Here is a 24,504-nt window from a genome sequence, read left to right as displayed (position 1 = left end):
TTTCGTTCCAAATCCGCCTTTCAGCTTACTACTTCCGCAACAGCGGTGGCTTCCGGCATGCCTGCCTCTACTTCCCAGGCAACCGCAGAGAGCAGCGCCTGCAAGGTGGCCGATGTTGTGTCTTCCGCCAGGGCCGCGGCACTGCAGTGCCGGCCGTTGGCGTTCAGGCGAATACAAGCCAGCGCATTGGCCTTGGTACCTTCGCCCAGCGCGAACTCATCGTAAGCTTCGACTGCAATGGTCACTCCAAAGCGAGCTGTCAGTGCGTCAGATACCGCCTCAACCGCTCCAAGCCCTTGCCCAGTCAGTGTTACCGAGGCCTTATCCGAACCTACGACCACTTCCGCCCGGACACCCTCGTCATCCCGATGCAGATCGTAGGAACGCAACGCCCAGTCGGGATGAACCTTCAGGTACCGCTCTTCAAATAAACGGTGAATGGTGTGCGAATCAATCTCGCCGCCATTGGTTTCCGCCTCCTGCTGCACCACCTTACTGAACTCGATCTGCAACCAGCGGGGCAAACTGATGTCGTAATCACGCTCAAGCACGTAGGCAACGCCACCTTTGCCGGACTGACTGTTGATACGCACCACTTCTTCATAACGCCGCCCCAGATCCGACGGATCGATGGGCAGGTAGGCAACATTCCAGGTTTCGCCCTCTTTCCGGCGCGCAAGACACTTGCGGATCGCATCCTGGTGGCTGCCAGAGAACGCGGTAAACACCAACTCTCCCGCATAGGGGTGCCTTGGGTGCGTTGAAATCTCGGTACAGGCTTCCACCACCTCAGTGATCTCAGCCATGCCGGACAGGTCCAGTGTTGGATCGATACCCTGGGAATACAGGTTCATCGCCATGGTCACCAGGTCCATATTACCTGTGCGCTCGCCATTGCCCATCAGCGTGCCTTCCACCCGGTCGGCCCCAGCCATGACGGCAAGCTCTGCGGCCGCAACGCCACAGCCCCGGTCGTTATGGGTGTGAACACTGATGCTGAGATGATCACGGTCGCGGATGTTTTCACAAATCCATTCAATCTGGTCGGCAAACACGTTCGGCGTGGCCATTTCAACCGTTGCCGGTAAATTGATAATGACCGGCTGCCCCTGGTCCGGGCGCCACTCAGCTGTGACTGCGTCGATAACCTCGGCCGAGAAGTCGAGCTCGGTGCCGGTGAAACTCTCCGGCGAATACTGGAAGGTCCAGTCGGTATCCGGATAACGAGCGGCTATATCCCTCACGATGCGAGCACCTCGCACGGCAATATCACGTATGCCCTCACGGTCCAGGCCAAACACCTGCTCACGCTGCACGGTAGAGGTCGAGTTATAAACATGAACGATGGCCTGCCTTGCCCCCTCCAGCGCCTGATAAGTGCGCTCGATCAGTTCAGGCCTGGCCTGGGTGAGCACCTGAATTTTTACGTCATCAGGAATCCGGTTTTCCTCAATCAACTTGCGGCAAAAGTCGAAGTCGGGTTGGCTGGCTGCTGGAAAGCCAATTTCAATTTCCTTGAACCCCAACTTCACCAGCAAATCGAACAGCCGTTGCTTCTGGGCAACGGACATCGGCTTGATCAGTGACTGGTTTCCATCCCGAAGATCCACGGCGCACCAGGTCGGCGCTTTCTGGATGACCTGGTCCGGCCAGCGCCGGTCTTTCTTGGCGATGGGCTTGAAGGCGGCGTATTTACGATGATCAAAGGCCATAACGGACAAATCCTTTCACTGATCGATGGAATGGAGCAAGTTTAACGCGTTACCCGAGCCATTTGCTTGCTATTTCAGCGCCATATTTCTATATTTTCGCAATAATCTGTTATGAAAACCCAATCGCGAGAAGCATTATGGCTGACATCGAGAAATCCTTGGTCAAAATCGACAAGATCGACCGAAAAATCCTCGAACAATTGCAGAAAAACGGGTCTCTGACCAATCAGCAGCTGGCCGAGAAAGTCGGCTTGTCCCCCTCGCCCTGCTTGAGGCGCGTGCGGGCGCTTGAAGAAGCCGGCATCATCGTGAGAACCGTGACAATCCTTGACCACAAGAGGCTGGGCCTGGCGCTGACTGCGATCATTCTTATTGGCATGGATCGCCATACACCCGAACGCTTTGCCGCTTTCGAAGAACAGATTGCAGAGTACCCGGAAGTACAGGAGTGCTACCTGATTACCGGCCAGAGTGCGGACTATATGTTGAAGGTGGTGGTGCCGGACATGGACCACTACCACCAGTTCCTGTTGAACCGGATTACCAGAATTCAGGGCGTCAGCGGAGTACATTCCAGCTTTGTGTTGCGTCGGGTGATCGACAGCACTGCCCTGCCCCTGGGTTACCTGTCCTGACGGATCAATTCCGCAAGATAGGCTTTTGCCATGCACTTGAGCTCAGCCACCAACTGTTGACCCTGACGCTCAGGCAGGGTCGCTGCCAATCTGAGAATAGAACCGGCTGAGCGCGGCAATATCAAACTGGCTGTCCATCGGCGCTCTGCGGACAAATCGGGGTACTCCTGCTTTAGCCGTGCATCCAGGTCAGCGGCATTGCTGTAGAGTTCCCGAAGATCCAGTTCACGCAGCTCCGGCATGGCTTCGACGCCGCTCCAGATCGCTGAATAGGCGGGTTCCGTGCGGTAAAAATCGTAGAACTGATCAATCAGCACATCCACCGCATCCGACAGGCTCAACTCCGGCAGCTTTTCCCGCAGGGCCATTTCCATCTTTGCGACATGACCTTCCGCCAGCGCATGAATAATGGCGGCTTTGTTGGGAAAATATCGATAAAGGGAGGCCAGCGACATACCGGACTGCCGGGCAATGGCCGACATACTGGTGCCATCCACCCCGTTTTCATGAAAAATGGCGGCAGCATGTCGGAGAATGTTCTCGACCCGCTCCCGGCTACGCGCCTGAACCGGCTTTCGGCGTGGTGTTACGTCGATAGATTCGTCAGTCATCATCTGTACCTTGTGCAGCAGGCTCCGTACAATAACGCTCACTTCAAGACAATGAAAGGCAGACAAAGGGCAGAGCCTCTGCCAATTAGTCTAAACCCCACTTTTCAAAAAAGCGGAAGACACGATGCGAGCAAGCCGTTACCTGATTGCCACCCAGAAAGAGACCCCTGCAGACGCCGAAGTCATCAGCCATCAGCTGATGCTGAGAGCGGGGATGATCCGGAAACTGGCAGCCGGCCTCTACACCTGGTTGCCACTGGGCTTGCGCACACTGCGCAAGGTTGAACGGATTGTCCGTGAGGAAATGGACAAAAGCGGTGCCCAGGAAGTGCTGATGCCAGCGGTTCAGCCTGCCGAGCTGTGGCAGGAATCGGGGCGTTGGGAACAATACGGTGGTGAACTCCTGCGCATGAACGACCGACACGGCCGTGAATTCTGCTTTGGCCCTACCCATGAAGAAGTGATTACCGATGTGGTGCGCAACGAGCTGAAAAGCTACAAAGAGTTGCCCGCCAACTTCTATCAGATCCAGACCAAATTCCGGGATGAACGCCGCCCCCGCTTCGGGGTAATGCGGGCCCGGGAGTTCATCATGAAAGACGCCTACTCCTTTCACCTGAATGCCGCGTCGCTGGATGACACCTACGAGGTCATGCACCAGACTTACTGCAACATTTTTGACCGGCTTGGGCTGGACTACCGGCCCGTTCAGGCAGACTCCGGCTCCATCGGCGGCAGCTCTTCCCACGAATTCCATGTGCTGGCGTCGTCCGGTGAAGACGCCATCGTTTTCAGCACCGGTGGCGATTACGCCGCCAATATTGAAAAAGCGGAAGCCGTAGCGCCTGCCGGCGAACGACCGGCTGCCACTGAAGAGATGAAAGAAGTTCACACCCCTGGCCAGAAAACCATTGAGGCTGTTTCGCAATTCCTGGGAACGCCTGCCGAACGCAGTGTGAAAACCCTGCTGGTCAAAGGGGAAGCCGATGAAAGTGGTCAGTCCGGGCTGGTGGCACTGATTCTGCGGGGCGACCACACCCTGAATGAAATCAAGGCAGAGAACCTGCCCGGCATTGCCGAACCCCTGACCATGGCAACCGACGAAGAAATAGAGAAGGCCATCGGCTGCAAGCCTGGCTCCATCGGGCCAGTGAACCTCGCAATACCGGTGATTGTCGATCGCAGCGCCGCGCACCTGGCCGATTTCGTGTGTGGTGCCAACAAAGACGACTACCACCTGACCGGCGTTAACTGGGAGCGTGATGTCCCGCTCGCCAGGATTGCTGACCTTCGCAACGTGGTGGAAGGCGACCCCAGCCCGGACGGCAACGGCACCCTGGAGATTCGCCGGGGCATCGAGGTTGGCCATATTTTCAAGCTCGGCAACAAGTACAGCTCGGCTCTGAACGCGACGGTACTGGATGAAAACGGCAAAGCAGTGATCATGGAAATGGGTTGCTATGGCATTGGCGTTTCCCGGATAGTCGCCTCGTCCATCGAGCAGAACCATGACGACAAAGGGATTATCTGGCCAGATGCCATTGCGCCGTTCCAGGTCGCTATCGTGACGCTGAACGCCCACAAAACACCCGTGGTTGCCGAAGCCGGAGATAAGCTCTACGACCAGCTGCGCCAGGCAGGTTACGATGTGCTGCTCGACGATCGCAACGAGCGCCCGGGCGTGAAATTTGCGGACATGGAGCTCATTGGCATCCCGCACCGGTTTGTGGTTTCGGAGCGCGGTCTGACGGCGGGCACCCTGGAATACAAAGGTCGCCGTGATGAGGACAAGCAGGACATTCCGGTGGAAGATGCGCTGGCCTTCCTGGTAAAGGCCTCGCCGAAAGCCGGCCTGTAAAAGCGGGATGAGGTCCGGGCAGTCCCGCGCGACTGCCCGGAACGTCTTAACCGATGGGTCAGCGGGTTCCTACGATCCCGGGCTCCATTTCAAGCTCTACGCCAAACTTTTTCCGCACCGACCCACGCACTTCTTCAGCCAAGGCAAGCACATCATCCCCCGAGCCACCGGAGTGATTGATCAGCACTAAAGCCTGCCGGTTGTGAATGCCTACCCGTGCATTGCGAAAACCTTTCCAGCCAGCCTGATCGATTAACCAGGCCGCTGCCAGCTTCACACCGTCGGTCAACGGGTAACAAACGATATCGGGAAAGCGCTCCTTCAGACCCTCAAACTGTGACGGACTGACCACCGGATTCTTGAAGAAACTGCCCGCATTGGGCAACACGTCAGGATCTGGAAGTTTTCTGCGCCGCACTGCCATCACGGCTTCAGCGACGGCCAGTGGTGTCAGTTCGGCGGTATTCGTCTCTCCCAGATAGTCCTGCAGATCCTGGTAATCGAGTTTGAGCGGGATGTGCCGGGACAACCGCAACCTAACCTCCAGAATAATGTAACGGCCAGGGTTGCGCTTAAACATACTGTCCCGATAGGCAAACTGGCAATCTTCCGCGGTCAGGGTGACCACTTCCATTAATTCACAATCCAGGGCCGTCACATTTTGCAGGGTATCGCAAAGCTCGACGCCATAGGCGCCGATATTCTGAACCGGAGCCGCGCCGGCAGTACCGGGAATCAACGCCAGATTCTCGATACCTCGATACCCGGAACGGGCCGCATACATGACGGCTTCGTGCCAGTTTTCGCCTGCCGCAAGCACCAGCACAGCACTGCCATCCTCGACCTGCTCCCAGCTTCGGCCCCGCAAGGCCATGTGCAGAACCAGGCCATCGAAGTTACCGGCAAACACCAGATTGCTACCCCCGCCCAACACCAGGGTTTCCAGCCGGTGTTCGCGGGCATAATTCAGGGCTTGCTTTAGCTGATCCGGGTTTTCGATATCCGCAAAGTGCCGGGCCGTGGCGGCGATCGCCATGGTATTCAGGTCTTCCAGGCTGACCTCATCCAGAATCTCCAGGGTCTGACTCAAGCCAGTCGCCCCCGTATATCCTCAAGAAGGCCTTCGCTGGCCTCATGAATCAAGTCAAGTACCCTCTCGAATCCGTCCTCACCACCATAATAGGGGTCTGGCACTTCAGCCTGGCCAGACTGGCTGAACTCCAGAAACAGTCTCGGCTCTGTGCCGCCGTTCTGGTGCCACATTTCCCGAACATCGGCCAGGTTCGAGCGATCCATCACCAGAACATAGTCAAACCGATCCAGATCCTCTGCCAGAATCTGCCGGGCCTTGAGATCGCTGATGTCGATCCCCCTGCGCCCGGCCGCGCCCACAGCCCGGGCATCCGGCGCTTTCCCGATGTGCCAGTTGCCGGTACCACAGGAGTCGATCCGAAGCTTACCCGCCAGCCCCTGCTCTTCGGCCAATCGGCGAAACACACCCTCGGCACTGGGGGAACGGCAGATATTGCCAAGGCAAACAAACAATACGCTGGCCTGATCAGGCATAACGCCCTCCTGCTTCCATCAGAGCTCGCACGCGATCCAGGTCTTCCTCAGTATCCACGCCCGGAGCCGGTGGTCGCTCAGCAACATCGACATGAATGCGAGCACCGTTGTATAGCGCCCTTAGCTGCTCCAGCGCCTCAACCTGTTCGGTGGGTGCTGGCGCCCAGCGAACAAACTCCTCCAGTACACTGGCGCGATAGCCATAAATGCCAATATGTCGGAAATAACCCACCCCTTCCGGCAAATCAACCTCTTCAACAGACGCATTGGCTGGCCAGAAATCACGGGCCCAGGGAATGGGGGCCCGGCTGAAATAGTGGGCCATGCCCCTGGCATCAAACACCACCTTAACCACATTCGGATTAAACACCTGGCGCGGGTCGTGAATGCGCTCGCACAACGTGGCTATGGCCACTTCCGGGTATTGCTCCAGGTTATCAGCAACCTGATTGATTAATACCGGAGGCAGAAGGGGCTCATCACCCTGCACATTGACCACCCGATGATCGGCTTCCAGGCCCAGCTTTCGGGCAACCTCTTCGAGCCGATCGGTACCGCTGGCGTGATGCGGCGATGTCATGATCACCTCAGCTCCGAATCTCCGGCAGGCTTCTTCAATCCTGGCATCGTCGGTAGCAACCACCACGCGGCCGGCACGGCTTTCCTGAGCCCGCTCGCACACGTGCTGGATCATCGGTTTGCCGGCAATCATCGCCAACGGTTTGCCCGGTAGCCTGCTGGAAGCATAGCGGGCCGGAATCACGACAGTAAAAGACATACGGGGTCCTGTTTGCGGTTAACTCAGTGCTTGTCCAGGCGTTCATCCGTGCTCAGGGTGCGGGCTTCAACAGCCAACATAACCGGAATCCCCTCGCGGATCGGGAAGGCCATGGCGTCCTGATAACACACAAGTTCGGTGCGGGCTTCGTTCAACTTGAGTTCGCCCTTGCATACCGGGCACGCCAGCATCGCCAACAGTTTCTTATCCATCGTTTGATCTCTCGGTAACTTGAGGGTGCAACGGCTCAGAACATTCCCTGAGCCGTTGCAGAAAGCGTTGTTCAAAAGGTTCTGACAGACAGGCATCAACCGTCAAGACCCAGGCGTTGTCGGGTGCGAATCCCCGACACTTAACGGCGTCTTTGGCCGTCATCACCAACCATTCAAGAGCGCCAGATGCCAGATCCTCAGGCCGGAAACGGTGGTGATCCGGAAAAGCCGCTTCCTGTACGTGCGCACCCAAATGTCTCAGGGTATCGAAGAATCGCGAGGGGTTGCCAATACCCGCCACTGCCCTGACCGACTTGCCTTTGAGGGCTTCCGGTTCAACCTGCTTGCCAGAATTCAGGTTAACCAGAGAAGCAGGCTGAAGCGACATGGCGTGAATATCAGGATGATCCGCGCCGGCAAATTCCTCGATACGATGACCGGGCTGCGGAAACTCAGCACCGTTCACAATCACGAAATCAACGGTTTTCAGGCGCTCCAGTGGCTCTCTGAGCGGTCCGACCGGAATCAACGCGCCATTACCGACCCCCCGCCTGGCATCAAAAACCGCCAATTCGATATCTCTCGGCAACCGGTAATGCTGAAGCCCGTCGTCACAGATCAGCACGTTACCAAGCTGCTGCTCGAGCGCCCAATGCGCACCCCGGCAACGATCAGGGTCAACGACCACAGGGCAGCCAGTGGCCAGCGCGAGCATCAAAGGCTCATCTCCGCATACGCCGGGTGGCGTCGTGTTTTTGACTAATAGTGGATAGCTGTCGCTTTTGCCGCCATAACCACGACTGAGAATCACCGGTTGCCAACCTTCCTGGCGCATGCGCTCAACCAGGCGGGCCGTCAGCGGCGACTTTCCTGTACCGCCGGCAGTGATATTGCCGACAACCACAACCGGCACCGGCAAACTTTCATTGCGGGCCTGCCAGGCTTTTCGTCGTTTCGATTCGGAGATGACGCGATACAACCAGGCCAGTGGCGCCAACACCGCCAGCGGCCGACCCTGGCCGTACCAAAAACGGTCAACCGGGCTGCTCATGCATGCTCACTGAACTGTATCTGGTGCAGTTGGGCATAGGCGCCACCCGCTGCCAGCAATTCACTGTGGGTTCCGGACTCAACAATGTGCCCTTTCTCCATGACCAGTATCCGGTCCGCCTTCTCGATGGTAGACAAGCGGTGCGCAATAACCAGTGTCGTTCGGCCCTGCATAACCGTTTCCAGAGCTTCCTGAATGTGGCGCTCGGATTCGGTGTCGAGTGCCGACGTCGCCTCATCCAGAATCAGAACCGGCGCGTTCTTGAGCAAAGCCCGGGCAATGGCCAGGCGCTGGCGCTGGCCACCCGACAGCATGACGCCATTGTCGCCAATCATGGTGTCGAGGCCGTCGGGCATACGGTCAATAAACTCGAGCGCGTGGGCTTTGGCCGCGGCTTCGCGAATCTCATCCCGGCTGCACTCGCGCAGGGCACCGTACGCAATGTTCGCTGCGATGGAGTCGTTGAACAGCACCACATTCTGGGTAACCAGGGCAATCTGCGCGCGCAGGGCTTTCAGCGAAAACGCCTTCAGTGAGTGGCCATCAATACGGATGTCACCACCGGTGTATTCATAGAAACGAGGCAACAGACTCACCATCGTGGACTTGCCGCTACCTGAACGGCCAACCAGCGCCACGCTCTGCCCTGCTGGTATGTCGACGGTAATGCCTTCAAGCACATTGTCCATCTGATCACGATAGCGGAAGCACACCTGATCGAACTCAAGATGCCCGTCTACCCGGGCTGGTGCATACTCGCCGGGATCTTCCTCAGCCTTTTCATCCATGGTTTCAAAGACATCGTAGGCTGCGGCCACGCCCTTCTGGATTTTGGCGTGCACCGAGGTCACCTGGCGGATAGGTTTGGCCATGGTCGTTGCGGCGGTGATAAACGCGACCAACTGGCCTGTGGACATTTCGCCGCGAATTTCCGGCGACAGCATCGTCCAGACCAGCGCCGCAATAGCAACCGCCACGAGCACCTGAATGACCGGCACACTGATCGCCTGGGTAGAAGCCATTTTCAGGCTCTGTTTGAGGTTGCGGGCGCTGACATCGCGAAACCGCTCACGCTCGTAGTCCTCACCACCGAAGGTACGAACCACCCGGTAGCCGGAAATGGATTCCGAGGCCACATGGGTGATATCGCCCATGGAACCCTGAATGCGCTGGCTTATCTTGCGGAACCGCTTACTGGCATAACTAACCACCAGCCCAATAACCGGGCCGACCGTCAGGAACACCAACGTCAGCTTCCAATTGGTGTAGATCATGAAGCCGAGCAAACCAATAATGGTGAGCCCTTCCCTCAGGGTAATCGTGATGGCATTGGTTGATGCTTCTGCCACCTGCTCTACATTGAACGTCAGCTTGGACACCAGGCGGCCAGCGGCATTGTCATCAAAATATCGGGACGGCAGGGTCATTAACCGGTCGAACACATCGTTGCGCAGCGCGTTGATGACGTTTCGGCCAACGTAACTGATGAAATACTGACTGAAGAAGGTGCCAAGGCCGCGAAGCGCAAAGACCCCGACAATCAGGCCCGTCAGCATCAGCCGGTTCTGGGACGTCGGATTCTCTATCGCCGTGATCACATACTCCATTGCGGCAGCCATACCCGTAGATGCCGCGGCATAGATGACGTTACCCAGAACAGCGAGGGAAAAGGCCAGCCAGAAGGGTTTCACATACGCAAGCAGGCGCTTGTAGGTGACCCAGCTTCCGGTTGGCGGAGCTGCAAGAGGCTCCGGCCTTGAATCAATCACGGATTCTCAGACTCCCGTTCTGTGGTTATGCTCAATTTCGCAAACCCCAGGCGACCAGCCACATCCATGGCCCGGACAACGTATTCGTGGGGAGTGCGGGCATCCGCCGTAATAATAAATGGCAGGCTGTTATCGCCCTCAGCCAGTTCGCTGACACCCCGCTCCAGTGTTTCCCGACGATTGTTGACCAGCGTCTTTTGGTTAAGGATGTATTGACCTTCGGCGTTAATCACCACATCAATTTGGCGAATCTCGGACGAAGCGACCGGATCACCACTGGCTTCCGGCAACTCCACTTCCAGATGACTTTCCCGGGTAAAGGTTGTGGACACCATAAAGAAAATCAGCAGCAGGAAGACCACATCAATCAGTGGTGTCAGGTCTACTCCGACTTCCTGGCTTCTCTGGCGCTTGAACTTCACGGCGTTCAGGCTCCTTCCACGTCGATTTCACGGTCACCATGAACCACTTCCACCAATTTAATGGCCTCTTGCTCCATGTTGACGACCAGCTCATCAACACGGCGAATGAAGTAGCGGTGAGCGATCAGTGCAGGGATCGCCACACTCAGGCCGGACGCGGTGGTAATCAGTGCTTCGGAAATACCGCCCGCAAGGTTGCCGGCATTACCAACACCGGCCAGCTGGATTTCCGCAAAGACTTTGATCATACCGATCACCGTACCGAGAAGACCAAGCAACGGAGTGATCGTCGCAATGGTACCCAACGGATTGAGAAAGCGTTCCAGCTCATGGATAACCTGGCTGGCTTCATGCTCAATACTTTCTTTCATGATCTCACGACCATGTTTGGCGTTAATCAGCCCACCCGCAAGAACGCGCCCAAGCGGGGACGAGCCCTGAAGCGCCTTCAGTTTGCGCCCGTTTAGCTCTTTTTTCTTGATCCAGCGCCACAGCTCATTTATTGATTGTGGCGGTGCCACGCGGGAAGCCCGCAGAGACCAGAACCGCTCCAGAATGATGGCAAGCGCCAGAATGGAACAGGCAACAATGGGCACCATCAGGATGCCACCAGCTTTCAACAGCTCAAACACGCTTGATCTCCCTGAGTAATGACAAGCCGCGCTACTTTAGCATAGCTGCCGGCACAGGCCACACCACGAATGTCACGGTAATTTACATTGGTCCCGGGTAAGGCCCGGACCACCAATCCAGAATGGCGCAGTTTGCCTTGCTTCGCTCATCTTCGGACCTCCCGGTGTCAGGGTTATGGTTATCTGGCCTGAGCAAGCCGTATTCAAAGCAACGGCCCCGGCGTCAGCGTACCTTGCCACCACATCCGGATGGGGATGTCCGAAGCGATGCCGATAGCCTGCGGTATAGATAACCCAGTCCGGTGAAGCGGCCTGAACCCATCGGCGAGAAGAAGACGTTTTGCTGCCATGATGCGGCGCAATCAGAATACGTTGCCCGATAAACCCAACCAGCCAGGCTGAGCCAGGACTCTCAAGCATCTCGGTTTCAACCTTCCGGCTGATATCACCCGTCAAAATCAGATCCACCCCGGACTCAGGATGAAATACCCTCAGAACACAGGAAGCATCATTGCCAGAAGCCTCCTTCAGGCTTCGCCAGAACGACAGTTCGAGCCCGTCGAAATCCAATCCACCTGTGGGGCACGGCCCCACCAAAGACGCAGAGCTGCCCCCAAGCTTCTCCTCAACAACACCGGGTTCGCCGCCCGAGACAAGCGTTACCGGAAAAACCTTCATCAGCTGCGGTAAACCTCCCGCATGATCACTGTCGCCATGACTGATAACCAGATGATCAAGACGCCTCAGCCCGAGGCCTTCCAGGTTTGGTATCAAAACTGATTCCACGGCGGAGAAAACGCCTTTCACCTCAGGGCCCGAATCGTAAAGCAATACCTTGCCACCTGATCGCACAAGAACCGACAGTCCCTGACCGACATCCCATATGCGAATTTCAGGCATCGCTACGGGCGGGTTGGCAGGTGCCGGGGCTTCCAGGTACGCCACAACCAGAAACCACACCACCGTTGAACCGGCAAGCACGCGAAAACGCCCATCAGGAAAACGCAAGGCAACCACCGTAACCGCGGCCATCGCCAGCAATACCGGCGAGCCAACGTCAGGCATGGGAGGTGCCGGTATCGACTGCGCCATCTCCAGCAAAAACCATAACGTCCCAAGCACGCCATCAAATAGCCAAATCGCGCCCTCTGAAAACAGGCCGAGCGTGACCAGCGCTAACAGAGCCCCGACAAACAAGGCCGGCATCACCACCAGAGACACCAAAGGGATGGCTAGAAGATTAGCCAGAAGGCCCGCAACCGGCTGCCCCTGCCCAAACGCTTCCAGAACCGGCCACAATCCGGCAAAAACGGCCAGCTGGGCGATTACCAGCCCGCGCCACCAACCCACAGCCCCCACTCTGCCGTTAAACACCAGTAACAGCACAGCCACAGCACAAAAGGAAAGCCAGAAACCCTGATCCAGAGGCGCGAAAGGATCCACCAACAACACCAGACCCAAGGCGACAATAAAAGGGTGCCAGGGGCTGGTTTCGCGAGCCTTGAGCAGGTACCAGCCACCGACAACAACCATCACCAGGGCGCGCTGCGTGGGCACTGTAAATCCGGCCAGAAGGGCGTAGCACAAACAACACACCAGCACGACGGCAAACACGATACTTCGGGTACGGCGCTCAGACATCGATCCGACCGGCCATGCCAGAAGAAAGCGCCGTGCAAGCAGCCCCGAGGCGAGCGCGACCAAACCCAGATGAAGGCCCGAGATTGCCACCAGGTGAATGGTGCCGGTGGCCTTGAGCGTATCCCAGTGGGAGGCATCCAGGTATCCCCGGTCACCCATCAGCAGAGACGCAACCAACGGATAGTGCTTTGCCTCCCCGAAGTGCCGGTGAATCACCTCAGCCACACCCCGGTGCCAGGCTCTGTAACGACAAAACGCGCCACAGGGAACGTCCACCGCCACCCCGACTTCCCTCACACTGCCGGTGGCCCGCACCCCGTGGCGAAACAGCCAGTCTTCATAGCGAAACCCTTCGGCGTTCAGGCTGCCATGGGGTCGCTTCAGAACAACCTTAAGTTTGAGCAGGTGCGAAGGCAGGCGCTTGTCAGCGTTCCCGTACCAGGCGAGCCGGATTCGGTCGGGGAGCTTGCGGTTGGCACTCATATCCGGTGGGCTATGCCAGCGATACACACACAAGGTAAACCGCAAGCTGTTGAAGCTTCCTGGCTGAGGCAGATCACAAAGGTATCCGGACACGGTCAGCGGAACCCGCTCCATTTCCGCAGGCAGGGAATGCTGTAATCTGGAATCCGCGTGCCAGCCGGCCCACGCAAGCCCTGCCACCGCCCAGAACAGGAAAGCAAAGGGTGCGTGAAGCCCAGAGGATCGAAGTGAGTAGAGAGGTAGCAGTATAATTAGCAATAAAAACAGCCACCAATAAGGTGGCACAACCGCAAACCTATACAGTAAGATAACCCCGCACGAGAACGCGAGAATAGCTGCGGGGCGGAAAAGTGTCGCTCCAGCCCTTCGGCTTAGCTGAGAGTATCTGGACAATCCTTGTCCTCCATTCAAATAAACCGGCAATGTCTGTTTGCCGGTTGTCATTCATACCGACAGGACAGGCCGAACTTCCAATGCCGAAGAAGTTCATGAAACGGTATTTGCCCACCCCGGAAAAAGTGCGGTCGATGAAATCACTGCATTTTCTGGGCGATATCCTTCACGAGCCCAACCTCTGGCACATCAACCGCCACTGCGTTGCCAGGGCCTTCCTGATCGGAATCTGGTTCTGTTTCATACCGATGCCATTCCAGATGGTTGCCGCTGCCTTTTGCGCCATCTGGTTTAACGCCAATATGCCCCTGTCGGTGGCATTGGTCTGGATCAGTAATCCGTTGACCATGCCCCCCATGTTCTACTTCAACTACAAAGTTGGCGCCTGGATTCTTGACCGACCCGTCATGCCTTTCGAGTTTGAACTGTCCTGGAGCTGGATCAGCAGTCGGCTGATTGATATCGGCATTCCGCTGTACCTGGGCTCACTGATGCTGGCGACACTGACGGCCTGCATAGCCTATCTTGCCATTCAGTACCTGTGGCGCCGGAAGATCCGGGCTGACTGGCAAACGCGCCGAAGCCTCAGAATCAAACGCGACCGGGCCGGCAATCAGGCCTCCTGAACCAGCCGCCCCTGTTCCAGCCGCAATACCCGTCCGAGACTTCTCGCCATGCCCATGTCGTGGGTTACCATGATAAACGCCGTACCCGAGTTATCTCTCAGATCCTGAATTAACGCGCGTATACCCTCACCGGTGTGCTGATCCAGGTTGCCCGTTGGCTCATCCATCAGCACGCAACTGGGTTCGTTCACAAGTGCCCGGGCTATGGCAACCCGCTGGCGCTCACCACCAGACAACTCACCCGGTTTGTGACGAAGTCTTTCACCCAGGCCCACCCGCCTCAGCAAAGCTTCGGCCTTGGGTTTTGCCTGCCTGGGTGACAGCCCGCCCAGCGCACACGGCATCATGACATTTTCAAGTGCCGTGAATTCCGGCAGGAGATGGTGAAACTGATAAACAAAGCCCAGGTGCCGGTTACGGAACCGGGCCCGCCCGGCTTCCGAAAGCAGGTGTATGTTCTGACCACAAATTTCGATCTGGCCGGATGAAGGCTTGTCCAGCCCCCCCAACAAGTTCAATAACGTTGTCTTCCCCGCGCCGCTGCTACCGACGATGGCCACTGTTTCGCCCGAGGATACTTCCAGGGATATATCGGAAAAGATCGTAAGCTTTTCCGGACCTTCACTGTAGGTTCTCGTTACCTGCCGGCAGTCGATTACCAGTGGCGCTGGTTTGTTTGCCGTCTGTACATCACTCATACCGCAGGGCCTCCGCCGGTTCGACCCGGGACGCGCGCCAGGCCGGGTATATCGTGGCCAGCAGGCTCATCGCCAGGCCGGCACTGCTGATTATCATGACATCCTGCCATTGCAGCTGGGACGGCAGATAACTGATGAAGTAAACGTCAGCGCTCAGGAACTGGTGCCCCATGGCTGCCTCAAGCCAGGCAATGAATCCACTGATGTTCAGCGCCCCGAACACGCCAAGCGCCGTCCCAACCAACGTGCCGAACACGCCAATGACAGCACCCTGAATAATAAAGATGCGCATGATCCGCCCCGGTGTGGCCCCCATGGTTCTCAGAATAGCGATGTCGGCGGTCTTGTCGGTGACGACCATAACCAGCGTGGACACGATATTGAAGGCAGCCACGGCAACAATGAACATGAGCAACAAGCCGATCATGGTTTTTTCCATTCGAATGGCCTGAAACAAATTGCCGTGGGTTCTCGTCCAGTCGGAGACATAAAACCGGCCGCCGAGGCTGGTGGCGACTTCATTAACCACCCGCGGAGCCGCAAACAGATCGTCCATGAGCAGCCGCAAACCTTCGGCCTTGCCACCGGTGCGCATTAACCGGGACGCGTCGTCCATGTGAATAAGCGCATAGTTACCATCAAGCTCGGCGCCGACACTGAAAATTCCTTTGACCGTGAACCGCTTAAGCCTTGGCAACACACCTGCGGGGGTCACGGAAGCCTCTGGCAGCACCACCGTCAGTTTGTCACCAACCGCCAGCCGCAAGCTGTTGGCCATCAGCTTGCCGATAATGATGCCAAACTCGCCCGGCTGCAGTTGATCCAGACCGCCTTCAATAAAATGATTTTCAATGATTGAAACCGAGGCTTCCTGCTCGGGAAGGATGCCGCTCAGCATGACGCCGCGAACATTGCCGCCGCCGGTAATCATGCCCTGCCCCTGAATAAAGGGTGCAGCCGCCAGAACACGCGGGTGCTGCTGAACACGTTCGTCCAGCTCCTGCCAATCATTGAGCGGGCCGGACGCACCCTGGATCGTGGCATGGGGAACCATGCCGAGAATCCGTTGTTTGAGTTCCCGGTCAAAGCCGTTCATCACTGACAGTACGATTATGAGTACCGCAACCCCCAGCATCAGGCCAATCATGGACGTGAGTGAGATAAACGAAATAAAGTGGTTACGTCGCTTGGCGGCGGTGTACCGCAAGCCAATGTAAAACGATAAGGGTCTGAACATGGGGAGGAGCCTGTCGATACCTTCAGGTCTGTCGTGGTTTAAGAAACTGCTAAACTACTTTATATCAACCAAAAACTCAGCCATCCGGAGACAGGATGCCAAGCAAAGATACATCGGCCCCGGAGACACGCGCGCCTCAGGACCGTCGGGATTTTTTCAGAATACAGGACCGCATCGGCCTTGAAGTTCGCCGGCTGGATAACCAGCACAAGGCCGACCCCGACCTGTTTACCGACACGCCCCTGGAATCTCTTAAAGCTGAATTCCGTCGGCTCGACCAGGATATAAAAACACACCTGGCCAACCTTGCCGAACGCGACCGCTTGCTGACAGGACTGATTAAGTCCCTGAACAGCAAGATGGATACGCTGGCGCGCATTATCGCCTTTGAGCAAAATCCGTTGCAACCTGATGACTGGCAGGATGTGACACTGAGCGAGGGCGGACTGGCATTTTTCAGCCCTTCCTCCAGCTGGCAAGCCGGCGACCGTATTGCCGTGAGAATGACGCTTCCCCCGGAGCTCTACCAACCACAGGCTGTCGCCGAAGTAGTGAGTGCCGAGCCAGACACAGCGGGAGGCGCATGGGTTCAGGCCGAATTCATCGATCTCGACGAAAGCGACCGCCAGCAAATTGCACGGCATGTGATGCGTTGGCAGATTCGACAAAAACAAAAAGAGTAAACTCACGAAAAAGTGCTGGCTTTTGCTAAGCTTTTCGCGATATTACGTTTTATCCATGTGCTGCAGACAATCTGCGGAGAACCAGGCGTCAATGGAGAACCCAATGAAAAACAATCGAAACCTGCTTGCCGCATTCACCATGGCGGCTGTGATGTCAGCGGGAACCATCCCCGCCGTGCAGGCAGAAGATCTCGCCATTCCGGTGGGCAGTCAGGCCGACCGAAGCCAGGTCAGCCTGCCCAGCAACGGTATGAGCCAGGACTCCGTGCGCACCCGCTGGGGCACCCCGAAGGACATTCGTGGTCCGGTCGGCGAGCCGCCTATCAGTCAGTGGCACTACGACAACTTTGTGGTCTATTTCGAGCACGATCGGGTCGTGCATGCCGTCGTAAAGCGCGCTAAAAACTGAGCACGCAACATACAGGTTCAATTTTCTCTGCCCATAGCCTGACGTTCCCTCAGCGGTCAGATAGAATGGCGGTTTTTGCGAACCAAGGTGGCTTAATACAGTGACTTCCAAGCGAGTTTTGCATGCGGAGTGGGCTCCCCAGAGCGCAGTCATGCTGACCTGGCCCCATCCGGGAACCGATTGGGCCCGGATGATGAACGAAGTAGAGCCGGTTTTCCTGGCCATTGCCAAGGCCGTTCTTCGTTTTGAGCACCTGCTCATTAGTTGCGAGTTTGTCGCCCGCCTGCAGCAACTGGACCGGGAGCTGAACGACTGGGCCGAAAGCAACAACCTGCCGGGACGAGTCATCACCGTGCCCGCTCCGGCAGACGACACCTGGGCCAGGGATCACGGCCCGATCACAGTCGAGACAACCGATGGCCCGGCACTGCTGGATTTCCGGTTCAACTCCTGGGGCGGCAAGTTCACCTGGGAGAAAGACGACGCCCTGAACCAGCACCTTGCAAACGCCCGCGTATTTGGTGAACACCCGATGCAGCCTGTCGACTTTGTGCTTGAAGGCGGCTCCATCGAATCCGATGGTGAGGGCACCATCCTCACCACCAGCGAATGCCTGCTGACGCCCTCCCGCAACCCATCCATGGATCGCTCGAATATCGAGCAGCTACTTTCCGAATTACTGGGCGCTGAGCGCATCCTCTGGCTCAACCATGGCTACCTGGCCGGTGACGACACCGACAGCCATATCGATACCCTGGCACGGTTCTGCGCACCCGACCATATCTGCTACGTTGCCTGCCCGGACGTCGCCGATGAGCATTATAGCGCCCTGGCCGCGATGGAAGAGGAGCTGCAGGAATTTCACCAGAAGAATGGCAGCCCTTATAAACTCACCGCCCTGCCCTGGCCGGACGCTATTCACGATGAAGACGGCGAGCGACTACCAGCCACCTACGCCAACTTTCTGATTATCAATGGTGCTGTACTTCTGCCAGTGTACGATGTGCCCCAGGATCAGGAGGCGATCCGGATTATGGGCGACATCTTCCCGGACCGCGAAATCGTGCCGATTAACTGCCGTCCCCTGATACATCAGCACGGCAGCCTGCACTGTGTCACCATGCAGATACCTGCGGGAGTGGTAACCCTATGAGCCAGACGACCTCCGCCAATGCGTTGACCATCGCCGCCATCCAGCAAACCTGCAGCGACGACAAAGCCCTCAGCCTGGCCACATCAGAACGACTGATCCGCGAAGCGGTCAATGGTGGCGCCCAACTCGTGGTTTTACAGGAACTGCACGCAACACTGTACTTTTGCCAGACAGAAGATACCGCCGTTTTTGAGCTGGCAGAGCCCATTCCCGGCCCGACCAGTAACCGCCTTTCCAAACTGGCAAAAGAACTCGGCATTGTGCTGGTTGGCTCGATTTTCGAGCGCCGGATGAACGGCGTTTACCACAACACGTCTGTGGTGTTTGACACAGATGGCAGCCTCGCCGGGATCTACCGGAAGATGCACATTCCGGACGACCCCGGGTTTTATGAGAAGTTCTACTTCACCCCGGGCGACGCCCGCTTTAACGAAGGCCACAGTGGTTTTACCCCCATCAAAACCTCCGTTGGCAATCTGGGTGTGCTGGTATGCTGGGACCAGTGGTACCCGGAAGCCGCCCGGCTGATGGCGCTCGCCGGCGCCGACATCCTGATTTACCCCACCGCTATTGGCTGGGATATGACCGACGAGCCCGAGGAGCGGGCCCGCCAGCTCGAAGCCTGGATAACCGTTCAGCGCGGTCATGCCGTCGCCAACAACTTGCCGGTGATTGCCCCAAATCGGGTGGGTATCGAACCTGATCCCTCAGGCCAGGGTGACGGCATCCGGTTTTGGGGCAACAGTTTTATCTGTGGGCCGCAGGGGGAGTTTCTGGCCCGCGCTGACGATCAGCATGAGTGTATTCTGACGACCACCCTGGATCGTAACCGCACTGAATCTGTACGGCGGATCTGGCCGTATCTCAGAGACCGGCGCATTGATGCGTATGAGGACATTCTGAAACGGGTGAGGGATTGAGGTCTGCATGAAACAGAAAATGGACAGCGTTGTTGCCGAGCTCAACAAGATTTTGCTGGGCAAGGAAACCCAGGTACGCCTCGCCCTGTGCGGGCTTCTAGCTCGCGGCCACCTGCTGATTGAAGACATCCCCGGAATGGGCAAAACCACGCTGTCTCATGCGCTGGCGAAGATCATGGGGCTGAGCTACCAGCGCATCCAGTTCACCAACGACCTTTTGCCCGCCGACGTACTGGGATATTCCATGTACGACAAACAGGCTGGCAGCCTGGTGTTTCACCCCGGCCCCATCTTCGCCCAGGTGGTGTTGGCGGATGAAATCAACCGGGCGTCTCCACGCACCCAAAGCGCGCTGCTTGAAGCCATGGAAGAGCGGCAGGTGTCCATTGAAGGCGAAACGCGGCCCCTGCCCTCCCCGTTTTTTGTGATTGCAACCCAGAATCCCATCGAACAGGGCGGCACGTTTCCGCTGCCGGAATCCCAACTGGACCGTTTCCTGATGCGCTTGCAGCTGGGTTACCCAGACCCAAAGGCCGAGCGAGAACTGCTTGAAGGAGAAGACCGCAGAGCCCTGACAGATCGCCTGCATGCCATTTTGCCTCAATCGGAACTCGAGGCTGCGCAAAACGCGGCGGCGAAGATCACAACCAGCCCGGCTTTACTCGACTACCTGCAACGACTGCTTGAACAAAGCCGCCGGATGCCCGGGCTCATGTACGGCCTCTCCCCGCGAGCCGGCCTCGGCCTGCTGCGGGCCGCCAAAGCCTGGGCTTTTATGGCAGGACGGGATCACGTTTTGCCGGATGACCTTCAGGCGGTTTTCCCCTCCGTTGCCGAACACCGCCTTGAACAGGGCGAAACTGGCAAGAGCAAGGAGCGGGTTCGCCAGTTGTTGACCAGCGTATCGGTACTTGAATAATACGACACTGCCCGCATAGCGAAGGTTAATGACACGGATTGGCTGAAACGAATGGCCGCCCGCGGATTTCATGTTAGCCTTTTGCGATCTTTCACATGCACAGCCCTTGCTACGAGGGCTAACCACGTATCTAAAACACCAGCGAGAAACCCATGCGCACAACCCAACACTCCCGCCTGATCATTCTTGGCTCCGGCCCGGCCGGCTATACCGCTGCTGTATACGCAGCCCGTGCTAACCTGAATCCGACCTTGATTACCGGTATCGAAGTGGGCGGGCAGCTGACAACGACCACAGACGTAGACAACTGGCCGGGCGACAATGATGGCGTTCAGGGCCCGGAACTGATGCAGCGCATGCAGAAGCACGCAGAACGTTTCGAAACAAAGATCGTTTACGACACCATCAATGAGGCTGACCTGCAAAACCGTCCATTCCGGCTGAAAGGCGACGGCGGCGAATACACCTGCGACGCACTGATCATTGCAACCGGCGCCTCGGCCATGTACCTCGGCCTGGAGTCTGAAGAAAAATTCAAAGGCCAGGGTGTGTCGGCCTGTGCAACCTGCGACGGTTTTTTCTATCGCAAACAGAAAGTCGCGGTTATTGGTGGTGGTAACACGGCCGTTGAGGAGGCCCTCTATCTGTCCAATATTGCCGATGAGGTGACCCTGGTTCATCGTCGTGACAAGCTGCGCTCCGAAAAAATTCTGCAGGACAAACTGTTCGAAAAGGCCGAAAACGGCAACGTGAACATCGTCTGGAATCACACCCTGGATGAAGTTTTGGGTGACGGAACCGGCGTCACCGGAATGCGCATCAAGAGTACCGAGGACGGCAGTACCCGGGACATCGATCTGGCCGGGGTATTCATTGCGATCGGACACAAGCCCAACACAAGCTTGTTCGAAGGTCAGCTGGACATGGAAAACGGCTACCTTCGCATCCAGTCCGGGCTTAACGGTATGGCCACACAAACCAGCATTCCCGGCGTTTTTGCCGCCGGCGATGTCGCGGATCATGTTTACCGTCAGGCTGTCACTTCGGCTGGCTTCGGCTGCATGGCGGCTCTGGACGCGGAAAAGTACCTGGATCAGCAGGGATAGGCTGACAACCACAGCATGACGTCGTTGCCCTGGCTAGAAACGGACGAACTCTGGTTTCCACCGGCTGAAGAAGCGCTGGAGGATCCGGACGGTCTGCTGGCTGTGGGCGGCGACCTTTCTGCCGATCGCCTGTTGCTGGCCTACCGAAACGGTATTTTCCCCTGGTTCAGTGATGACCAACCCATTTTATGGTGGTCACCCAACCCCCGATGCGTTCTGATACCCGGAGAAATCCATGTATCCCGGAGCCTCAGGCGCACGCTTAACCAACGCTACTTCCGAATAACCGCTGATCAGTGTTTCAGCCGGGTAATCAGGCTTTGCGCATCAACCCGCGCAGAAGGCACCTGGATCACGGATGACATGATTTCGGCATACTCACAATTGCATCGCATGGGAGTGGCTCACTCGATCGAGGTCTGGAACCCGGCCAACGAGCTGGTCGGAGGCATGTACGGGGTAGCTCTCGGTAGGTGCTTCTTCGGAGAGTCCATGTTCTCCCTGGAGACTAATGCCTCCAAGGTACTGATGGTCCACCTTGCCAACCAGTTGAGGGTTTGGGGTTATCAGCTGATGGATTGCCAGGTCGAAAGCAGCCACCTGCTGAGCATGGGCGCAAGAACTATTCCGAGAACCGAATTTCTATCTATACTCAGGGCATGTGTCGATCGTAAACCTGATCAACCAGACTGGGCCTTCAGCTGGCAATGGCCCGGTCCGGAGGTGTGAATGAGTAACCTCAGAACGCTCGTGTTCTTCGCAACCCCTGCCCATGATTGCAGCTACCTGCCTGACAGGGAAGCCACGACCATGTTTGTGGATCCCAGGGCACACATCGATAAGAAACTGTATAGCCAGTTGACAGCCCTGGGCTTCCGGCGCAGTGGTTCCCATTACTACCGCCCTCACTGTGAACAATGCAATGCCTGCATCCCGGTTCGCCTGAAGGTGGATGAGTTTGTGCCGGACAGGAATCAGCGCAGGGTTCTGAACCGGAACAAAGACCTCGAATGCAGGCTGGTACCCGCAGCCTTCACTGAGCGGTACTACCGGCTTTATGCCCATTACATCGAAGAGCGCCACCAGGATGGTGACATGTACCCGCCCTCCCGGGAGCAATTCACGTCGTTTCTGGTTGAAGGCACCACGGACTCCTGGTTTCTTGAAATCAGCGACAGCGACGAACTGATCGGGCTGGCCGCCATAGACCTGCTTGATGACGGCCTCTCAGCCATTTACACCGTATTTTCCCCGGAACATGAGCATCGCAGCCTGGGCACCTTTGCCGTGCTCTGGCAGATTGAAGAGGCCAGGCGGCGCGACCTGCCCCACCTTTACCTGGGTTACTGGATAAAAGAGTGCAAGAAAATGAACTATAAAACCCGCTACAAACCTATAGAAGCGCTGCAGGACGGCCACTGGCGAGAAATGAAAACACAGTGAATTTTGCCAAACGTTGAGAATTCAGGCAGAATTGCGCAATTTAAAATCACCGAAAAGTATTCCGAACGAGGTTTTTACTGAATGGCGAAATCAGATGTCATTGAAATGGAAGGGGTTATTCTTGATACTCTTCCAAACACTATGTTCCGCGTTGAGCTGTCCAACGGACACGTTGTGACCGCCCACATCTCAGGAAAAATGCGTAAGAACTACATTCGCATCCTGACCGGCGACAAGGTCAAGGTTGAGCTGACTCCCTACGACCTGAGCAAAGGCCGCATCGTTTACCGCGCCCGTTAATGCTCGTGTGACATCTGAAAAGCCCCGCGTATGCGGGGCTTTTTTGTTGCCAAAAGAACTGCCCCCCGGAACTACTCCCGGTCCTGATCAGAGCATTCGCTGGCGCCCGGATTGGTGTAGCAACGTATCTTTCGCAAGATGGTCATCATGTCTTCGTGATAGACCGCAGCGGCCAACTGATTCTTCTGTTCCTTGCCCGACAGCAGGTCAATGCGCACCTGCCTGAGCATTTCCTGATATTCCCGCATATCCTCGGCCCCGATATCCACCCAGCGCTCCGCGGGAATACGGTCCTCAAATTGCCGAATCACCCGGATTGCCTCCGGATAGAGACGGGCGATCAGCTTTCGGGACTCACGCACAAATTCCGGGCTGAATGTACCTTCCCGTGCCACCAACTGAACCGTTACCTGACCAACGGGATACCTGATAATACCGCCCCGGTCACCCGCGCCCCTGAACATTTCAAGTACTTCCCAGGCCGCTGCCGGCGCGTAGCTGATATCGGCCTGGCCCGAGTTGAACAAGTGGGCAAAATTCGAAATTTTCGCCGTTACCGGTTTCGCCCCGACAAATTCCACCATGTGCCGGGCGTCATGATGACCCTCGAAGACGGTAATATGTTTGTCTTCAAGCGCAGCGACGTGGTTTATCCCTCGATCATTCACGAACAGATAGGCGGCCCCCATCGGGGCAACGCCCAGCACCTCATAACCATCCTGGCTAAGGTGCGTGGCAATTCGAGGGCTGGACATGCCGTACAGCAAAACCCGCAGATCTTCATAACGTGGTACCGCGCCAATAGCACTGATGGAGCCGGTAAAATCGTTAAAATGCCGGACCCCCATATCGGTCAAGGCCACCAGATCACACCGGCCTTGCCGGAAATCCCTGACCGCCTGATCCTCATCCGTATAAGGCTGCATGTCCAAGGCCACGCCAGAACTGACAGCACCCCGCTGATATTCCCGGAGCAACTGATACACGAAGCCGTTGGCGCCGGCCACATCGAAAACGCAAAACTGCTTTTTCTCCGGGGCTGCAAGGGCTGGCTGGTAAGCCAGAAAGAACAGACCGGCTAGAACAGTCAGCGTCAGTGGTATGCGACAAAATGCGTTCATCAGGCGCGCTTCCTTATCATTATTCTCGGCAAGCCGTGTACAACCACCACGGTCTACCGCGAAAATTGACAGAAGTCGTCCCGAATTGAATTGACGGTGCGGCCGGGGCATCCGGCCAAATTCGGC

The 24,504-nt window shown here is 56.9% G+C and carries 26 protein-coding genes; 12 read left to right on the top strand and 14 right to left on the bottom strand.

Annotated elements, in window-relative coordinates; translation table 11 throughout:
• Nucleotides 1–20: 20 nt before the first annotated feature.
• Nucleotides 21–1,712 (bottom strand): 2-isopropylmalate synthase, encoded by a 1,692-nt coding sequence (leuA, locus tag QPL95_RS02185; protein WP_303289371.1) that lies wholly within the window; start codon nucleotides 1,710–1,712, stop codon nucleotides 21–23.
• A gap of 137 nt (nucleotides 1,713–1,849) precedes the next feature.
• Here leuA and QPL95_RS02180 point away from each other — a divergent pair, with 137 nt between their 5' ends.
• Nucleotides 1,850–2,347 carry an Lrp/AsnC family transcriptional regulator gene (locus QPL95_RS02180; RefSeq protein WP_303289370.1) on the top strand — a complete coding sequence of 166 codons (498 nt, stop codon included), beginning with the start codon at nucleotides 1,850–1,852 and terminating at the stop codon, nucleotides 2,345–2,347.
• Here the strand turns inward: QPL95_RS02180 and QPL95_RS02175 are convergent.
• Nucleotides 2,335–2,958 carry a TetR/AcrR family transcriptional regulator gene (locus QPL95_RS02175; protein ID WP_303289369.1) on the bottom strand — a complete coding sequence of 208 codons (624 nt, stop codon included), beginning with the start codon at nucleotides 2,956–2,958 and terminating at the stop codon, nucleotides 2,335–2,337. The two genes, QPL95_RS02180 and QPL95_RS02175, sit on opposite strands and share 13 nt — an antisense overlap.
• A 124-nt stretch (nucleotides 2,959–3,082) precedes the next feature.
• Between QPL95_RS02175 and QPL95_RS02170 the strand changes: the two genes are divergently transcribed.
• Nucleotides 3,083–4,816, top strand: coding sequence for a proline--tRNA ligase (locus tag QPL95_RS02170; protein WP_303289368.1), 1,734 nt, complete (start codon nucleotides 3,083–3,085; stop codon nucleotides 4,814–4,816).
• A 58-nt stretch (nucleotides 4,817–4,874) separates the two neighbouring features.
• Here QPL95_RS02170 and murB read toward each other — a convergent pair whose 3' ends face one another.
• From murB to QPL95_RS02125, 9 genes are all read right to left on the bottom strand, one after another.
• Nucleotides 4,875–5,906 carry a UDP-N-acetylmuramate dehydrogenase gene (gene murB, locus QPL95_RS02165; RefSeq protein ID WP_303289367.1) on the bottom strand — a complete coding sequence of 344 codons (1,032 nt, stop codon included), beginning with the start codon at nucleotides 5,904–5,906 and terminating at the stop codon, nucleotides 4,875–4,877.
• Nucleotides 5,903–6,382, bottom strand: coding sequence for a low molecular weight protein-tyrosine-phosphatase (locus QPL95_RS02160; RefSeq protein ID WP_303289366.1), 480 nt, complete (start codon nucleotides 6,380–6,382; stop codon nucleotides 5,903–5,905). Before QPL95_RS02160 ends, murB begins: the two co-directional genes overlap by 4 nt.
• Nucleotides 6,375–7,160, bottom strand: coding sequence for a 3-deoxy-manno-octulosonate cytidylyltransferase (gene kdsB / locus QPL95_RS02155; RefSeq protein ID WP_303289365.1), 786 nt, complete (start codon nucleotides 7,158–7,160; stop codon nucleotides 6,375–6,377). Before kdsB ends, QPL95_RS02160 begins: the two co-directional genes overlap by 8 nt.
• Nucleotides 7,161–7,183: 23 nt before the next feature.
• On the bottom strand, nucleotides 7,184–7,372 hold the full coding sequence (locus QPL95_RS02150) for a Trm112 family protein (protein ID WP_303289364.1): 189 nt from the start codon (nucleotides 7,370–7,372) through the stop codon (nucleotides 7,184–7,186).
• Complete coding sequence (gene lpxK, locus QPL95_RS02145; RefSeq protein ID WP_303289363.1) at nucleotides 7,365–8,423, bottom strand: tetraacyldisaccharide 4'-kinase; 1,059 nt, start codon at nucleotides 8,421–8,423, stop codon at nucleotides 7,365–7,367. Before lpxK ends, QPL95_RS02150 begins: the two co-directional genes overlap by 8 nt.
• The gene (gene msbA, locus QPL95_RS02140) at nucleotides 8,420–10,192 is read right to left on the bottom strand and encodes a lipid A export permease/ATP-binding protein MsbA (protein ID WP_303289362.1); all 1,773 of its coding nucleotides are present in this window, start codon (nucleotides 10,190–10,192) and stop codon (nucleotides 8,420–8,422) included. The genes lpxK and msbA overlap by 4 nt, the downstream gene beginning before the upstream one ends.
• The gene (locus QPL95_RS02135) at nucleotides 10,189–10,614 is read right to left on the bottom strand and encodes a biopolymer transporter ExbD (RefSeq protein WP_303289361.1); all 426 of its coding nucleotides are present in this window, start codon (nucleotides 10,612–10,614) and stop codon (nucleotides 10,189–10,191) included. Before QPL95_RS02135 ends, msbA begins: the two co-directional genes overlap by 4 nt.
• 5 nt (nucleotides 10,615–10,619) lie before the next feature.
• Nucleotides 10,620–11,246, bottom strand: a complete 627-nt coding sequence (locus QPL95_RS02130; protein WP_303289360.1) for a MotA/TolQ/ExbB proton channel family protein — start codon at nucleotides 11,244–11,246, stop codon at nucleotides 10,620–10,622.
• A 72-nt stretch (nucleotides 11,247–11,318) separates the two neighbouring features.
• Nucleotides 11,319–13,763, bottom strand: a complete 2,445-nt coding sequence (locus QPL95_RS02125) for a DNA internalization-related competence protein ComEC/Rec2 (protein ID WP_303289359.1) — start codon at nucleotides 13,761–13,763, stop codon at nucleotides 11,319–11,321.
• Nucleotides 13,764–13,843: 80 nt separating this feature from the next.
• Here QPL95_RS02125 and QPL95_RS02120 point away from each other — a divergent pair, with 80 nt between their 5' ends.
• Nucleotides 13,844–14,389 (top strand): DUF2062 domain-containing protein, encoded by a 546-nt coding sequence (locus QPL95_RS02120; protein ID WP_303289358.1) that lies wholly within the window; start codon nucleotides 13,844–13,846, stop codon nucleotides 14,387–14,389.
• On the opposite strand, the gene lolD is transcribed toward QPL95_RS02120, so the two are convergent.
• Both lolD and QPL95_RS02110 read right to left on the bottom strand, forming a co-directional pair.
• Entirely contained in the window at nucleotides 14,377–15,087 is a 711-nt protein-coding gene (lolD, locus tag QPL95_RS02115; protein ID WP_303289357.1) for a lipoprotein-releasing ABC transporter ATP-binding protein LolD, read from the bottom strand. The two genes, QPL95_RS02120 and lolD, sit on opposite strands and share 13 nt — an antisense overlap.
• A complete protein-coding gene (locus tag QPL95_RS02110; protein WP_303289356.1) occupies nucleotides 15,080–16,324 on the bottom strand; it encodes a lipoprotein-releasing ABC transporter permease subunit in 1,245 nt (414 codons plus the stop codon). Before QPL95_RS02110 ends, lolD begins: the two co-directional genes overlap by 8 nt.
• A gap of 95 nt (nucleotides 16,325–16,419) precedes the next feature.
• On the opposite strand from QPL95_RS02110, the gene QPL95_RS02105 reads away from it, so the two are divergent.
• The 9 genes from QPL95_RS02105 (at nucleotide 16,420) to infA (ending at nucleotide 23,257) form a co-directional block, all read left to right on the top strand.
• Nucleotides 16,420–17,007 (top strand): PilZ domain-containing protein, encoded by a 588-nt coding sequence (locus tag QPL95_RS02105; protein ID WP_303289355.1) that lies wholly within the window; start codon nucleotides 16,420–16,422, stop codon nucleotides 17,005–17,007.
• A 103-nt stretch (nucleotides 17,008–17,110) separates the two neighbouring features.
• The gene (locus QPL95_RS02100; RefSeq protein ID WP_303289354.1) at nucleotides 17,111–17,416 is read left to right on the top strand and encodes a hypothetical protein; all 306 of its coding nucleotides are present in this window, start codon (nucleotides 17,111–17,113) and stop codon (nucleotides 17,414–17,416) included.
• 100 nt (nucleotides 17,417–17,516) lie between these two features.
• Nucleotides 17,517–18,569, top strand: a complete 1,053-nt coding sequence (locus QPL95_RS02095; protein ID WP_303289353.1) for an agmatine/peptidylarginine deiminase — start codon at nucleotides 17,517–17,519, stop codon at nucleotides 18,567–18,569.
• The gene (locus QPL95_RS02090; RefSeq protein WP_303289352.1) at nucleotides 18,566–19,489 is read left to right on the top strand and encodes a carbon-nitrogen hydrolase; all 924 of its coding nucleotides are present in this window, start codon (nucleotides 18,566–18,568) and stop codon (nucleotides 19,487–19,489) included. Before QPL95_RS02095 ends, QPL95_RS02090 begins: the two co-directional genes overlap by 4 nt.
• A gap of 7 nt (nucleotides 19,490–19,496) precedes the next feature.
• Nucleotides 19,497–20,408, top strand: coding sequence for a MoxR family ATPase (locus QPL95_RS02085; protein WP_303289351.1), 912 nt, complete (start codon nucleotides 19,497–19,499; stop codon nucleotides 20,406–20,408).
• Nucleotides 20,409–20,560: 152 nt separating this feature from the next.
• Entirely contained in the window at nucleotides 20,561–21,514 is a 954-nt protein-coding gene (trxB, locus tag QPL95_RS02080) for a thioredoxin-disulfide reductase (RefSeq protein WP_303289350.1), read from the top strand.
• Nucleotides 21,515–21,529: 15 nt separating this feature from the next.
• Complete coding sequence (aat, locus tag QPL95_RS02075) at nucleotides 21,530–22,243, top strand: leucyl/phenylalanyl-tRNA--protein transferase (RefSeq protein ID WP_303289349.1); 714 nt, start codon at nucleotides 21,530–21,532, stop codon at nucleotides 22,241–22,243.
• A complete protein-coding gene (locus tag QPL95_RS02070) occupies nucleotides 22,244–22,957 on the top strand; it encodes an arginyltransferase (protein WP_303289348.1) in 714 nt (237 codons plus the stop codon).
• 81 nt (nucleotides 22,958–23,038) lie between these two features.
• A complete protein-coding gene (gene infA, locus QPL95_RS02065; protein WP_044386042.1) occupies nucleotides 23,039–23,257 on the top strand; it encodes a translation initiation factor IF-1 in 219 nt (72 codons plus the stop codon).
• Between the two features lie 71 nt (nucleotides 23,258–23,328).
• Here infA and QPL95_RS02060 read toward each other — a convergent pair whose 3' ends face one another.
• Complete coding sequence (locus QPL95_RS02060; protein ID WP_303289347.1) at nucleotides 23,329–24,378, bottom strand: putative solute-binding protein; 1,050 nt, start codon at nucleotides 24,376–24,378, stop codon at nucleotides 23,329–23,331.
• Between the last annotated feature and the right edge of the window lie 126 nt (nucleotides 24,379–24,504).

Origin of the sequence: Marinobacter sp. SS5-14b (assembly GCF_030541005.1) — a bacterium.
Taxonomy (GTDB): Bacteria; Pseudomonadota; Gammaproteobacteria; order Pseudomonadales; family Oleiphilaceae; genus Marinobacter.
The sequence above is the reverse complement of the archived record's forward strand: the minus strand, read 5'-3'. Positions and strand labels throughout refer to the sequence as shown.

Coding starts and splice junctions, on each gene's coding strand:
- leuA (WP_303289371.1), bottom strand. CDS start 1,712: ATGGCCTTTGATCATCGTAAATACGCCGCCTTCAAGCCCATCGCCAAG.
- QPL95_RS02180 (WP_303289370.1), top strand. CDS start 1,850: ATGGCTGACATCGAGAAATCCTTGGTCAAAATCGACAAGATCGACCGA.
- QPL95_RS02175 (WP_303289369.1), bottom strand. CDS start 2,958: ATGACTGACGAATCTATCGACGTAACACCACGCCGAAAGCCGGTTCAG.
- QPL95_RS02170 (WP_303289368.1), top strand. CDS start 3,083: ATGCGAGCAAGCCGTTACCTGATTGCCACCCAGAAAGAGACCCCTGCA.
- QPL95_RS02160 (WP_303289366.1), bottom strand. CDS start 6,382: ATGCCTGATCAGGCCAGCGTATTGTTTGTTTGCCTTGGCAATATCTGC.
- kdsB (WP_303289365.1), bottom strand. CDS start 7,160: ATGTCTTTTACTGTCGTGATTCCGGCCCGCTATGCTTCCAGCAGGCTA.
- QPL95_RS02150 (WP_303289364.1), bottom strand. CDS start 7,372: ATGGATAAGAAACTGTTGGCGATGCTGGCGTGCCCGGTATGCAAGGGC.
- lpxK (WP_303289363.1), bottom strand. CDS start 8,423: ATGAGCAGCCCGGTTGACCGTTTTTGGTACGGCCAGGGTCGGCCGCTG.
- QPL95_RS02120 (WP_303289358.1), top strand. CDS start 13,844: ATGCCGAAGAAGTTCATGAAACGGTATTTGCCCACCCCGGAAAAAGTG.
- lolD (WP_303289357.1), bottom strand. CDS start 15,087: ATGAGTGATGTACAGACGGCAAACAAACCAGCGCCACTGGTAATCGAC.
- QPL95_RS02110 (WP_303289356.1), bottom strand. CDS start 16,324: ATGTTCAGACCCTTATCGTTTTACATTGGCTTGCGGTACACCGCCGCC.
- QPL95_RS02105 (WP_303289355.1), top strand. CDS start 16,420: ATGCCAAGCAAAGATACATCGGCCCCGGAGACACGCGCGCCTCAGGAC.
- QPL95_RS02100 (WP_303289354.1), top strand. CDS start 17,111: ATGAAAAACAATCGAAACCTGCTTGCCGCATTCACCATGGCGGCTGTG.
- QPL95_RS02090 (WP_303289352.1), top strand. CDS start 18,566: ATGAGCCAGACGACCTCCGCCAATGCGTTGACCATCGCCGCCATCCAG.
- QPL95_RS02085 (WP_303289351.1), top strand. CDS start 19,497: ATGAAACAGAAAATGGACAGCGTTGTTGCCGAGCTCAACAAGATTTTG.
- trxB (WP_303289350.1), top strand. CDS start 20,561: ATGCGCACAACCCAACACTCCCGCCTGATCATTCTTGGCTCCGGCCCG.
- aat (WP_303289349.1), top strand. CDS start 21,530: ATGACGTCGTTGCCCTGGCTAGAAACGGACGAACTCTGGTTTCCACCG.
- QPL95_RS02070 (WP_303289348.1), top strand. CDS start 22,244: ATGAGTAACCTCAGAACGCTCGTGTTCTTCGCAACCCCTGCCCATGAT.
- infA (WP_044386042.1), top strand. CDS start 23,039: ATGGCGAAATCAGATGTCATTGAAATGGAAGGGGTTATTCTTGATACT.
- QPL95_RS02060 (WP_303289347.1), bottom strand. CDS start 24,378: ATGAACGCATTTTGTCGCATACCACTGACGCTGACTGTTCTAGCCGGT.